A 14,051-nucleotide genomic window follows, 5' to 3' on the forward strand; every position below is an offset into this window, starting at 1 on the left:
TGGTATAACCTTCTATGGAGATGTTGCATTGCAAAGTCTCTACATTTTTTTAGAATAAAAGGCTTTCAATTCTGATGTAGGAATCATATTTGATTTCTGAACAAAACCTCAGTAGTTCCCTGCCCTCACAAGTTGTTCATGAATCAAGTCGCATTCCTATAACTAATAACTGTTAAATCGGTATTTCAATTTCAAATTTTGCACCTTCTCCTGGCGCAGAAATACAATTTAACTTGCCACTGTGCTGTTCAACTACGATTTGATAGCTGATAGAAAGTCCTAAACCAGTACCTGAACCAACGGGTTTTGTGGTGAAAAAAGGATCAAATATTTGGGATAAGGTTGCTTCATCTATACCAATTCCATTATCAATAATGGAAATTTTCACGGCATTTTCTGAACTAATTACCTCTGTTTTTATGGTAATAGTTGGTTGAAAAATATGACTTGAAGTCACTCTCAAGGCATCAATGGCATTATTTAAAATGTTCATAAACACCTGATTAAGTTGACTGGCGTAACAGTTGACTTGGGGTAATGGTTGATATTCTCTAATCAATTTGATTTCAGGTAAAGTCTCAGTTGCTTGTAAGCGATGTTGCAGAATTAATAAGGTGTTTTCTATTCCTTCTTGCAAGTCTACTGATTTTTTACTTGATTCATCCAGACGAGAGAAATTCCGTAAACTCAGGACAATGTTCCTAATACGCTCACTTCCCACTTTCATAGAATTGAGCATTTTGGCAGTATCTTTTTCTAAAAAATTTAGGTCAGCTTCAGCAATTTTTTCTTGCAAGAAACTGGAGGGATGGGGATATTCTGATTGATATGCTGCAATCAACTCTAAAAGAATATTAATAGATTCTTGGGTATGGTTAATATTGCTATAAATGAATCCTATGGGATTATTGATTTCATGAGCAATACCTGCGACAAGATTGCCTAAACTAGACATTCTTTCCGATTGAATGAGTTGTGCTTGGGTGATTTGTAGTTGTTTAATGGTTTGTTCTAAGTAAATATTTTGTTGTTTGAGTTTTTTTTCGGCTAGAAGACGCTCAATTTCTGCTGCTGAACGAGCGGCAAATATTTTTAAGATGGATTCTTGTTCTTCGTAATTGCTTTCTAATGGTTTAGTATCTAAGCCTGCAATATGTCCTAGAGGTTTACCTTCAGGATCTAAAATTGGAATACCTAGATAACTTTCGGCATTTAACATTACTAAATCTAGGTCTTCAGGAAACTCTTTTTGAATACACTTAGAGTAAATTTGCAGCCCTTCTTCATAGACAATGCCACAAGGAGTTCCCATTAAATCATATTCAAAATTGGGGCCAAAGCCTTCCCCTGTCCAAAATGCTAAAACTCTAGCTCGTGGTGAGTCTTGAGCATCAATAAACTCTGCAATCAAAGCATACTGAATGTGCAGTACTTCAGCCAAGTAATGAGCGCAAGCTTGGAAAAAGGCTTCACCAACTTGAGCGGCAATCCCTTCTACAATTAGTTTAAGGTTGATATTTTCTTGGTGGAATTTTTGTTCTGTTAAGGTAATTTTATTTTCTTGTTGATAGGGAGTCAGCATGATAATGAGTTAAATCTTAAAGATGTTTGAAAAAAACACGTTTAGCTTAAGATTTAGTATTCCCATCTCCCAGAGATAAATTTTTATTTCAAGAAAAATTCATCATAGATAGTCTGAAATTAAACAATCTTTCATGATCTTATTAACAGGACTTATGCAAGTCTTACATTAATTTTTGGTGCGTGACGCTATTAGTCTGATGACTACGTTCAAGTACTTTGGCAGCGTCACAGACGCTACATCAAAAATATGTCAGTTGGGTAACTTCTAAACACAAAATGTCACAATGAAATTTGTATTAACTGGTTTTGAAAGGTAATTGAATTGTGAAAGTAGTACCTTGGCCTAAACCTGGGCTAGTAACGTCAATTGTGCCACCGTGTAATTCTACTAGATGACGAGCGATCGCTAAACCTAGTCCTAAGCCTCCTTGTGTATAATTACGATCTGCTTGATGATAACGTTCAAAAACATGGGGTAAAAACTCTGAGTTAATACCTATCCCTGTGTCAGTTACCCTAATTTGAGCTTGAGAATCTTGTTCTAATAGCTCTACCAATACTTTGCCGCCAGGATTTGTAAATTTGATGGCGTTGGAGAGCAAGTTACCTAATACTTGCAGTAAACGGTTAATATCACCAGTAATGGTGGGAACGGATGAATCTATGACAGATTCAAGGGTAATATTCTTGGCTTTAGCTGAGGGGTATGCTGTCTCTATAGCTACGCCAATAATTGCAGCTAGATTGACTTGGGTTAGTTCTAATTTTAATTTGCTCCGTAGAATCCGGGACATATCTAGCAAATCTTCTAGAAGTTTGGCTTGGAATTTCGCATTGTGTTCAATAGTTTCTACAGCACGGTTAAAATGAGTCTGATCAAGTTGGCGAGTTTTGAGCAGTTGCGCCCAGCCGAGGATAGCATTAAGTGGCGATCGCAAATCATGAGATACCATTGCTACAAACTCATCTTTAGCTTGGTTGGCGGCTTCGGCTTCTGTGCGAGCGGCTTTTTCTAGTTCTAGAAGTCGGTTACGTTCGGCTTCTAGTTGTTTGTAATCGTCAATATCTGTACTTGCGCCAAACCACTTGACAATCTCTCCTTGCTCATTGTGGATGGGTACGGCTCTAGTTAAATGCCACCGATACCTCCCATCAAATTTTCGATATCTAATTTCTTGTTCGTAAGCTTTTCCTGTTTCCATAGCTTTGAGCCATTTTGGCATCACTATGGAAATGTCATCTGGATGAATAACCTGTTTCCAACCAAACCCCAATGATTCCTCAATAGTTTGACCTGTGAACTCGTACCAGCGTTGATTAAGATGTTCACATTCTCCCTCGGTATTACTAATCCAAACTAAATGAGGTACAGCATTTGATAAATAGCGGTAGCGTTGTTCACTATCACGCAATTGTTGCTCTGTTTGCTTACGATCTGTAATATCAAAGGCAGTACCAACTATTTGACTTGGTGAACCGTCAGGATTCCTAGCAAATATACAATTGCGACTACAAAACCATCGCCATGTACCGTTGGCGTGTCGCATCCGATACTCATGTTCTAAAACTTCACCATCCCTGGCGGTATTAAATTTCTGAAAGACAGTAGGAAGTTGCACAAAATCATCAGGGTGCATGAGTCTTACTAAAAATTCCGATCCCAAAACTTGAATTGTTTCAGGAGAATGACCAAGTAGGATTTTTACTTGGCCATTGAGATAAATATTTTTGCTTGTTAACAAGTCATAAACATACAAAATTCCTGGTGTAGTTTCCGCGATGCGTTCAATGAGTTTTTGTGATTCGCGTAACTTTTCTTCACTCCGGCGCAACTCCTGACTTAACTGTGCTTTTTTGATAGCTGAGTAGACAGTGAAACGCAACCGTTCACCAGTAGTTTCTCCTTTGACTAGATAGTCATGGACACCACTTTTCATGGCTTCGACAGCGATCGCTTCATTGCCATAGCCTGTTAACATGACTACAGCCGGCATATGAGCTTGAGTGATTTTTTTGAGTTCTGCCAGAAATTCCAGTCCATCCAAATCTGGTAATAAAAAGTCTAATAAAATTCCATCAGGTTGGAGTTTTTGACATAATGCTAATGCCTCTTCTCCTGATTCTTGTTCTAGAATTTCATAGCTATGCTCTTGATTTTGCTGGAGATAACGACGATACGCCTGACGATCTTCAGGACAATCGTCAATAATTAAAATAGTTAGCGGTTGTCCCATGACTATTTATTAACAGCATCAGGAAGAATCACAATATCTAACCAATAAGTTAAAAAGCTGTGAATTGTTGTTGCGAGTCGATTAATATCAATTGGCTTGAGGATATAGCTAGAGACGGAGTATTGATAACATATTGCAATATCCTTGGGATTAGAAGAAGTGGTGAACACAACTATAGGTATAGATTTCATCTCTGGATCTTGTTTTATTTGGGCTATAATTTCTCGCCCATCAGTACCTGGTAAATTCAGATCAAGTAAAATGATTGATGGTTTTGGGGCAGTTTGAGGATCATAATAAGCTCCATTATGGTAGAGAAAATCTAAGGCTTCATCACCATCTACACACCGAAAAATCGGATTTAATATCTTTTCTTTTTGAATTAATCGCCGCAAAGCTTCAAAATCTTCATCGCTATCTTCAATTACTAATAAAGGTTGTGTAATATTGCCAATCATGAGAAAGGGGTGTAGGGGAGACGAGGGGCAGGGGGTAGGGGGCAAGGGGAGACAAGGGAGACAAGGGAGCAGGGGGAGTAAAACTCTTGAATTTTGAATTGATTAGCCCAATTTCCAATGCCCAAAATTCCTTAATTTTGAATTTTGAATTGATTCATCTAAAACCTCCAGGAGACTCCCACTGTACCTGTACTCAGGTCAGTGGTGAGAGGAATGGAGAGGGAATTACGAAACATCTTTTGATTAATTTTGTGCGTCAGCACAAACAAATCAAGAGATAGTTGAGTAATTCCCAACTTCTTGGATTTAATATACATATGAGTAACCATCTTTTGCGTGAATGAGTTTACAAAACTTGTACGATATTCCTTGGACTAATCCATTCTTAGTAGAAATATTGAAACTACCTGACGAACGAATAGCCACTTTTCCGACATAAATACCAACTTTTTTTCCAGTAGTAACAACTGCTTTTACGATGTCTCCAGTTTGAAAATTAAAATGTATTTTTTCTCTTGGGACATGACGATTAGGAAATCCAAATTTGTCCGTTCTGCATGATTGTCTTGAACCATGTCCGTTAGATATAATTAATAGAGGCTTGACGCATTTAATAATTAGTTTGGGTGTTGACTTACCAACACAAGCTGCATCTAACCAGTGAGTCTTTTGCAGTTTTTGTTGACTACGGTTGAACTTGGTCAAGCCACCAGAACCCGTTTCTACTGGTAATCCTGTTTCCCTTAAAGCCTTAAATAAGCAAAAACGAGTTGTATTTACTGCTGCTGCATCAGCTAATGGTCTCTTAGCTTGTGCCAATATTTTGGTTAATTTTGATCGGTCTTTTTTGAGAAATTCTTTAATGTCTTTTGTCCCTTTTTTTGTGTTGCACTTTTCGCAACTTAAAGTGAGATTTGTAATAGAGTTACTTCCCCCCTTAGCTCGTGGGTGAATGTGTTCAACCTGAAAAGGAACGTCTTTAACACCACAATAAGCGCATTGTCTATTCCATTTTTCAAGTAAGTATTCTCTGGTTTCGTAGCCAGCAAGAGTACCTTGTTGATACTCTTCCCCTTGAATTTCTGGATTACGCATTAACTGCATATCAAAGCGTACTAACTCTTGACTAATAGCCTCAGTAGGCGCGAGTTTACACAGTTTTTTAACCCAGGTTTTTATATTCTCAACCCTACTTTGTAGACTTGGTGCTAACCAACCCTCTGGTCGTGTTCTGTTTAAAAATCTTGGTTGACGATATCTAGTTTTACGGTTTCTTCTGCTGCGTCTTAATTGTCGCCTAGATGTTAAAGCATCTCTAATTGCAAAGCCTCTATGCTTTAGTTCGGCTGCAAATACAACTTCCCCAGTAGCATCGTTGATCAATGCAATTCCTGTGTTTTTAGCACCTGGATCAAGTTTTAATCGAAGTGTTTGAACTGTTGAATCTGAATGTGATTCTTTTAAGATAATTGTGAACGGAAACCGGCGAAATATTGCTGCTTTTTTGTTTCGCAATAGCTGCCTTGCCTGTGCTGAATGAATAGGGTCAAGCGGTCTTTTTTGAGTATCTATAACAAATATTTTGGACATAAGTCCCTCCATTTCTGGGTAAAGTTAGCCTGGACAATGATTTAAAGGCTTTTTACGTCAACGACACTAGCTTCAAACCCAATATGCTTGTTTAATCGTTAACCTCAGAAGCCACTGCGTTGCTTTGGTTTCCAAAGTTGTAGCAAGTGGCGTAGCTACAAACTGGCTGCGTATTTGTAGGTGAGATGACCTAAAAATCGTAGTGATTTAACACTTAGTCGGGTAAACTCTGGGCTTAAAAGCCCCCACTGTAAAGGTACTCCGTTCAGTGGTGGGTAGTTTACTCTGGTTCTTGTAATGTGAAATAAAAGGTGCTGCCTTCACCATAGGTTGATTCTAGCCAAATTGTACCGCCATGTCGTTCCACAATTTTTTTAGCGATCGTGAGTCCTGCGCCTGTACCACCACCGTATTTACTGGGGCCGTGTAGTCGCTTGAAAATGCGAAAGATGGAGTCAAAATGTTTTTCTCGAATGCCTATACCATTATCTTGGATGTAGAATGTGATTGGTCGTGGTAAATTATCGAAGTAGCCAATTTCAATCCATTTGTTGGGTTTATCGTTGTATTTAATGGCGTTGGCGATGAGGTTGCTAAAGACTTCACCTAATTGGACGCGATCGCAATACACTGTTGGTAGTGGTCTAGGAATGCGAATTTCTACCCCTGATTCTTCAATGCGAACCCTTAACATATCCAAAATCCGATGTACCACATCATTTAAGTTTGTAGGCTGCATGATCAAATCCACTCTTCCCAACCGAGAAAAATGCAAGAGTGAATCAATTAAATCTTCCATCCTTTGGGTGAGACGAATCAAGGTCATTAACTTTTCTTTACCATCGGCGTTGATAATTTCACCGTAGTCTTCCATTAAAAAGTTAGAGTAATTGTGAATCCCTCGTAGTGGTTCTTTTAAATCGTGAGATGCAATATAAGCAAAAGCATCTAATTCTTTATTGCTGCGTTCTAGTTCTATATTTAATTGAGCTAATTCATCAGCCTTTCTTAGCACCACACCAATAATTGCACTTCGTAATTCTAAGGCTGCATTAACTTGGTAAGATTTCCAAGGTAAAGATTTCAGCAAAACTATTTCTTTCCATGATTCAAAAGACTTACGAGGTGATAGGCGCGTATCTCCGTTAGCTGTTACTTCTACAGGTTTATGAGGATTCCCTCCCCAATTGACAGTCTGCACTACCTCTGGACGAAACCACAAAATATAGTTTTTCTGACTTTTAGAAATGGAAAGTGCCATTAACCCACTAGCAACGTTTCGCAGGTTTTCGGCTTCTGGATAAACGCTTGCTAAAGAATCAGTGTAGAAAATATCTTCATGCAGATTTTGATTTATCCACTCTACTAAATCATCAATATCTGGGTTTGTGGGAGTATTACCGACAAGATAACATTGACCATTAAAACAAACAGCAGCACCCTCTGCATTTACTAGGTCTAGTATATTCGGCTGATGATGAATTAAAGCATCAATAAAATTATTCTCTATGGAGATATATTCTATTAATTTGCTATGCACAGATTTTACTTTAATTTTTTCTGCTACATCTTCACTATCTTCTTTAGCACTCATTTCTAGTGAAGTCATTTGTCCTAAAAATTCACACGCACTACGAATTTCATAGGGAACATATTTAGGTGACTGATGGTGGCAGGAAATTAATCCCCATAGTTGTTGATTTTTGATAATAGAAATAGACATAGAAGCACTCACACCCATATTTTGCATATATTCAATATGTAAAGGTGAGACACTCCGCAACACTGAACGACTTAAATCTAGGGGTTGATTGTTTATAGGATTATTTGTAGGAATAATTTGTGCTGGTTGATAGTTAACATTTGGTATTAGTCTCAGCCAGTTTTGAGTGTAGAGCTTTCTGGCTTGCTGGGGAATATCAGAGGCAGGATAGTATAAGCCTAAATAAGGTGTCAAATATTCCGGCTTGGCTTCAGCAATCACAGAACCATGCCAGTTTTCATCAAAACGATAAACCATCACCCGATCAAAGCCTGTAATCTTTTGTACTTCTTTGACTAAAATTTGACTAAGTTCAGAGATGTTTTTTGCCGCTTGTAATTTTATCATGGCGAGTTTTACCAAGTGATAAAATTTAAAGAAAGCATGATTTTTTTCTGATGTGTTTGGTTCTATTTCTAAAATTATCAAACCATCACTACGATGAATGATGCCGTCAAAGTTGATAATTTTATTATTTGATTCGATAGAAAATTCTATAGGATTGACAATTGGTAAATCTTCATTTTCTAGGCAATCTTTTAATAAACTTATTTGTTCTGAACCCAATAAAATATCTAAGTTTTGATTAATTAATTCTTCTGGAGGGATACCAAAATAATTAAATGTATTATCGCTAACTTGTAAAATAGTTAATTCTACTGAATGCAATACTAGAATAACTCCATGAGGTTGAATATACCCAGGAATATGAATTGGCTCTTTGTCACAATTAGTGAGGTCAACTGGAAAATTTGTACCCGTATTGTCAATGTTCACTGTTCAGTCCTCATGGTCAGATACATATGAGACTGACTCTAATATACTGTTGATTTATTTAATAGATAGATTTAAAGAGAGTAGAATAGAGCGATATCATGCCTAACTCTCTACAAATACACCATAAAAATTACTATAGATGGGATTAATTTCACTTATGCTTCTAGCTCATGACTAACTAGATAAATAAGTGAAAAACGGTTATTTTTATCATAAAAAATCGATTTTTGGTCAATTGGAAAAAATTAAGTTTTGTAAAATAGTCATCAATCAACATTTCCTAACTTCCTCCGGTATCAAAGCTAATTTGTTCCGATTCATATCTTGGTGGCTCGACGTGAATGATAATTCTGACTGGGGCAAAGCGTGTTTCTAGCTGACGTTCTACTTCTTCAGTGATGCGATGAGCAGTTTCGACATCTGGCGCATCTACGATTAAGTGCATTTCTATGAAGACTTGGCGACCTAAAACACCCCGTGAGGCGATATCATGACAATTAATCACCCCAGGAACAGAAGTAGCAATGGCGTGTATTGCTTCTGGTGCGATCGCCATTTGATCTACTAACCAAGGTAAATTTTCCTTTAAAACTGACCAACCACTCCAAAAAACTAGCAATGCTACAGGGAAGGCTAAGACGATATCTAACCATTGATAACCCAGCCAAACCCCAATTAAACCAGCAATCACGGAGATTGTCACCCAAACATCACTCATGGTATGGGTAGCATCAGCAATTAAAATTTGGCTACCAACGCGCTTACCCACATTACGCTCATAAAACGCCACAAAGATATTTATACCTAAAACAATCAGCAATAACCACAATTCAGGCGCAGAGATTCTTACAGGCTTGCCACCTTGAAGAATCCGCTCAATAGCACCTTGCAGAATTTCAAAGCAAGCAATTCCCAGAAATGCAGCGATTCCTAATGCTCCCACAGCTTCAAATTTGTGGTGTCCATAGGGATGCTCACGATCAGGGTACGGAGAAGAAAATTTACTGGCAACTAGTCCTAAAATGTTGTTGGCACTATCTGTCACACTATGGAGAGCATCAGCCATTAAACTCAAAGAACCTGTGAAATATCCCACAAATGCCTTTAATCCCATCACTAACAAGTTAAGGACTAGGGTAATAATTAAAACTTTTCTTACTTCAGCACGGTTATCGTAAGTCATAGATATTTTTTGATAGAGACTTCTATGACTTATTAGTGTACGCCTAATGTCAATATTTAAATACCTTAAATTGTTTCAAAGTCTTACACAGTAAGAGTTATCTTTAGCCATAATCGGCAAATATTTATGAGCTTTATTGAGATTAATTTTAAGTAAATTTAGCTAAAAAGTAGATAAATATTAACTGATGCCCTTGGATATAAAAGCATATGTCTAGCATTAATTATTGTTGGCTTCCAGGCTATTGATAAATTAAATACATCACTTTTGGAGTAAGTGAGGTACACCATGAGTAATGAGTAATGAGTAATGAGTAGTGAGTAATGAGTAATGAGTAATGAGTAATGAGTAATGAGTAATGAGTAATGAGTAATGAGTAATGAGTAATGAGTAATGAGTAATGAGTAATGAGTAATGAGTAATGAGTAATGAGTAATGAGTAATGAGTAATGAGTAATGAGTAATGAGTAATAATTAACAGTGTACCCACGGCTAAAGTTTTTTCTTTTCCTGTTCCCTGTTCCCTGTTCCCCGTTCCCTTTCACTGAATATAACCAAAATCTTCTAGCTTCTGTAAAACTTTGGTAGCACTTTCTAGGATATCTTCTAAATCAGTGCGACACTCAATATCTGGATTTAACGGTGGTTCGTAAGGAGCATCAATTCCTGTAAATTCTTTGATTAAACCGCTTCTCGCTTGTTTATATAAACCTTTAACGTCTCGTTGTTCACATACGGCTAAAGGTGCATTGACATACACTTCAATAAAATTACCAATTTTTTGCCGCATTTGTGTTCTAATTTCTCGGTAAGGAGAAATAGCAGATACTAACACAATTACACGGTTTCTAGTTAAAAGATTGGCAACAAACCCAATTCGACGAATGTTTTCTTCCCTATCTTGTTTGCTAAAGCCTAAATCTGGTGTTAAGTGCTGACGAATAATGTCACCATCTAGCAATTCTACAAGATAATGACGAGACAACAATTCTTTTTCTATGGTTTTAGCTAATGTAGTTTTACCAGCACCACTCAGTCCTGTAAACCAGACTGTAACACCTTTTTGGAGCATAATTAAAGTTGTGATTTATTAATTATTCTGCTTGGGAGTGTTGATTGATGTTTGCTGATTAATTAACTTTCTAAAGTTTTCATCCTCGGAAATATCATCAAAATCTATATCACTAGCAGCATCTTCTTGATATCTAGGATTAAGATTAATTGCTTGTTGCAGATTTTCTAAAGCTAAGTCAACTTCTGTTTGCAGTGCATAACAGGCGGCTTTATTATAAAAGGCACTGGCGTAATTTGGTTTGATAGCTAAGGCTTTGTCAAAAGAGATGATTGCTTGATCATCCTTGCCTAATCTTACTAGGGTGTAACCTCGTTTATCCCAAGCCTTAGCAGATTCAGGCTGGAATTTCAAAGCTTCATCAAAAGAAGTAATTGCTGCTTCATATTGTTCTAATTCTATTAATGCCAAACCACGATTCATCCAGGCTACAGCATCTTGTGGATTAATTTGTGTGGCTTGATCAAAAGATTCAAAAGCGTCTTGATGTCGTTTTAAATAACCAAAAGCCACACCGCGATCGCACCATGCTTGATGATAATCTGGTTGGAGTTTAATTGCACGATTATAGGAAGATATCGCTTGTTTGTAGCGTTTTAATCTAGCGAAGGTCAAACCGCATTTAAACCAGAGTATAGCATCATCTGGTTTGATTTTCACGGCTTGCTCATAAGCTGCGATCGCTTCATAAAATTGCTTTTGTGAAAAGAAGTTATCTCCCTGTTCTATATAATCCTCAGCCGTAACTTTTGGCTGTTCTGCTTCTCTAGGTGGCTGGGGTTCTGGTGATGGTGCTGCTGTGGGAATTACTGCGGGTTTCGTCTCAGCTAACTCTTGCAAAATCACATTTTTACGCTGTTGTGCATCTAGTTGTAATTCAGATAGTTGTGTTACAAACTCTGTTTCTAGTTTCTCTAATTTTCCTAAAATCAATAATTTTTGTTGTTGAGCATTAAATTGTAACTCTGAAAATTGGGTTACAAACTCTGAACCTGATTTTTCTAAATTTTCTAGAATTTGTTCTTGGCGATTTTGAGCATCTACCTGTAATTCACCTAACTGAGATGCAAACTCTGATTTTAATTTTCGCAATTCCTCTTGAATTTGTAACTGGGATTGGGATATTTGGGCTTTGAATAAATTTTCTAATTCTTGGATATTTTGTAAAATTCTATCTTTTTGGGTGTTAACTTCTGACTGAGATTGAGATAATTGCTGTGTAAACTCAGCTTGTATGTTTGTTAAATTCTCCCACAGACTATCTTTAGATTTTTGAGTATCTTCTGTTAACTTTAATACTTGAGATTGAAACTGACTTTCTATTTCTTGGATACTTGTTAATTTAATATTCTTTTGCTGCTGTACATCTGCTTCCAATGCAGATAGCTGCACACCAAACTCTGATTGTAGGTTATTTAAACCTGCCAGAATCTGATTTTGTTGCTGCTGAGTATCACTATATAAATTTCCGACTTGAGTGTTAAATTGTAACTGGGATTTTTCTAAATCTGCTAAAGCTAAGTTTTGCTGACTGACAGCATGATTTTGTAATTCAGCCAATTCATTAAAAAATGCTGATTCTGTCTTTTGAATATTTGCCAGAGTGATATCTTTATTTTGTTGTGTATCTAACTCTAATTGAGATAGTCTGCTAGCAAACTCAGATACTAAATGCTCAATTTTTGTGTGAAAGTTAGCTAGTTCTGTGGATATTTGCGTTAAATTATCTGCCTTGGTTTGTAAGATTTCCGATGTTACCAAAGATAAATTATCTTGTTCATTTTTAATTTTTTGTTGTAAGTTCTCTGCTTCTCGTTCTAAAGCTCGAGTAATTCCCTTCGCTTCTTGAATGAGATTTTCCGCATCTTGTTTAACTAAAGTTAATTGTCCTTCCAGTTTTTCCACGCCTTGTAACTGCGACATAGCTCTATTGACAATTTCTCGAATAGCTACTCGTCGCAGTAGCCAAAATAAAGTAATAATTGCTACTGGAAATAAACTCAAGATCACTAACCAAATGTTGAGCAACATACTTGTACGACTAAAGGCTTGTTCAACATCAGCTTGTATTTGTTCTAAAACTCGCCTTTCTGTTTGTGGTTGGGTTAATGTTTCCCCTGGTTGATTAGGTGCAGCTTGAGCAGTAATCTGTTGATGAGAGGTAGATGGTGTAGTTTGTCCAGTGCTGATCTCACTAGACAGCAGCAATGGAGAAAAGACTAGGACGCTTTTCAAGAATAGGGATAAGACCAATTGGTTTTTGCTCTTCATCAACAACCATCCTGATGTGTGGCCAGTTTTGCGGCGTGCTTATTTCCTAATCTATAACAGAATTTTAGTTCTTTGATACTGGCGACTGGGAGGAAAAGTATCGTTTTGGTAAGAGGTGTGGGGGAGGAACGGTGTAGAAAGCTTTATTTTGTAGTCGAGAAGTTGCAAAGTGCGATCGCACAATATGATGGTTAATACCGTTTCTTGATGTAGCTTGCCTGGCGTAGCCATAGATGCACTTTATTCTGTACTGTGGAGACGTTGCATGCAACGTCTCTACATCATTTATTTGGCGCAACTTCATAGAGAATTGGTATAAGGGTGATGAAAACCTGATCAATTTCACGATTTTGTCAATATACTGCTTTTTATGTTTGAACAACAACCTGAAAATTTACGCCAGAAAGTGCAAGAATTAGCCACAGAAGCTATTAATAAATCAGAACCATCAGCCTGGTTTGAAGTGTTATATGCTTCAGCTAATGGTAACGCTGAACAAATTCCCTGGGCAAAATTAACACCTCACCCCTATCTACAAGATTGGTTAGATCATCATCAATTATCAACTAAAGGTAAAAAAGCTTTAGTAATTGGTTGTGGTTTAGGAGATGATGCAGAAGCTTTAGCTAAATTGGGATTTGATGTAACAGCTTTTGATATTTCTCCTACTGCTATTAGTTGGTGTCAGCAACGATTTCCTCATTCTCAAGTTAATTATCAAATTGCTGATTTATTGGCTATTCCTTCCCAATGGTATGGAGGTTTTGATTTTGTTTTTGAATGTCGCAATATTCAAGCATTACCATTAAGTGTGCGTAATTCAGTAATCTCTAGTGTGGCTGCTGTGGTCGCTGTTGGTGGTACTTTGTTGTTAATTACTCGTGTACGTGATACAGAAGACGAACCATCAGGCCCACCCTGGCCATTATCTCATTCAGAACTATCACAGTTGGAAACTTTCGGATTACAAAAAATAGCGGATATGCTGTTTTTAGAATCTCAGGAAACTCAAGTACAACAAATGCGAATTGAATATCAAAAAGTTTAGTAGGGTGTGTTAGGCGTAAGCCGTAACGCACCGAAAGCCTTGGAAGGTGCGTTACGCTGTCGCTAACACACC

The 14,051-nt window shown here is 37.3% G+C and carries 10 protein-coding genes; 1 reads left to right on the forward strand and 9 read right to left on the reverse strand.

Annotated elements, in window-relative coordinates:
* Nucleotides 1-172 precede the first annotated feature (172 nt).
* The 9 genes from ACPZ3T_RS19380 to ACPZ3T_RS19420 all read right to left on the reverse strand — a co-directional run bounded on the left by ACPZ3T_RS19380 (nucleotide 173) and on the right by ACPZ3T_RS19420 (nucleotide 13,162).
* A complete protein-coding gene (locus ACPZ3T_RS19380; RefSeq protein WP_490271092.1) occupies nucleotides 173-1,582 on the reverse strand; it encodes a sensor histidine kinase in 1,410 nt (469 codons plus the stop codon).
* A gap of 298 nt (nucleotides 1,583-1,880) precedes the next feature.
* Nucleotides 1,881-3,818 carry a sensor histidine kinase gene (locus tag ACPZ3T_RS19385; protein WP_490271093.1) on the reverse strand — a complete coding sequence of 646 codons (1,938 nt, stop codon included), beginning with the start codon at nucleotides 3,816-3,818 and terminating at the stop codon, nucleotides 1,881-1,883.
* A 2-nt stretch (nucleotides 3,819-3,820) separates the two neighbouring features.
* Nucleotides 3,821-4,276: a response regulator gene (locus tag ACPZ3T_RS19390; protein WP_490271094.1), complete on the reverse strand. Its 456-nt coding sequence runs from the start codon at nucleotides 4,274-4,276 to the stop codon at nucleotides 3,821-3,823.
* A 306-nt stretch (nucleotides 4,277-4,582) separates the two neighbouring features.
* A complete protein-coding gene (iscB, locus tag ACPZ3T_RS19395) occupies nucleotides 4,583-5,866 on the reverse strand; it encodes an RNA-guided endonuclease IscB (protein ID WP_490271095.1) in 1,284 nt (427 codons plus the stop codon).
* A 280-nt stretch (nucleotides 5,867-6,146) separates the two neighbouring features.
* The gene (locus ACPZ3T_RS19400) at nucleotides 6,147-8,405 is read right to left on the reverse strand and encodes an ATP-binding protein (protein WP_490271096.1); all 2,259 of its coding nucleotides are present in this window, start codon (nucleotides 8,403-8,405) and stop codon (nucleotides 6,147-6,149) included.
* Between the two features lie 280 nt (nucleotides 8,406-8,685).
* A complete protein-coding gene (gene cdf31 / locus ACPZ3T_RS19405) occupies nucleotides 8,686-9,588 on the reverse strand; it encodes a CDF family zinc efflux transporter Cdf31 (RefSeq protein ID WP_490271097.1) in 903 nt (300 codons plus the stop codon).
* Nucleotides 9,589-10,129: 541 nt separating this feature from the next.
* On the reverse strand, nucleotides 10,130-10,660 hold the full coding sequence (cysC, locus tag ACPZ3T_RS19410) for an adenylyl-sulfate kinase (protein ID WP_490271098.1): 531 nt from the start codon (nucleotides 10,658-10,660) through the stop codon (nucleotides 10,130-10,132).
* Nucleotides 10,661-10,678: 18 nt separating this feature from the next.
* Nucleotides 10,679-12,931, reverse strand: a complete 2,253-nt coding sequence (locus ACPZ3T_RS19415; protein ID WP_490271099.1) for a tetratricopeptide repeat protein — start codon at nucleotides 12,929-12,931, stop codon at nucleotides 10,679-10,681.
* Nucleotides 12,932-12,982: 51 nt separating this feature from the next.
* Nucleotides 12,983-13,162: a hypothetical protein gene (locus tag ACPZ3T_RS19420; RefSeq protein WP_490271100.1), complete on the reverse strand. Its 180-nt coding sequence runs from the start codon at nucleotides 13,160-13,162 to the stop codon at nucleotides 12,983-12,985.
* 139 nt (nucleotides 13,163-13,301) lie between these two features.
* On the opposite strand from ACPZ3T_RS19420, the gene ACPZ3T_RS19425 reads away from it, so the two are divergent.
* A complete protein-coding gene (locus tag ACPZ3T_RS19425) occupies nucleotides 13,302-13,979 on the forward strand; it encodes a class I SAM-dependent methyltransferase (protein ID WP_490271101.1) in 678 nt (225 codons plus the stop codon).
* The last annotated feature ends 72 nt before the right edge of the window (nucleotides 13,980-14,051 follow it).

This window comes from Aliinostoc maniaoense, assembly GCF_058172895.1.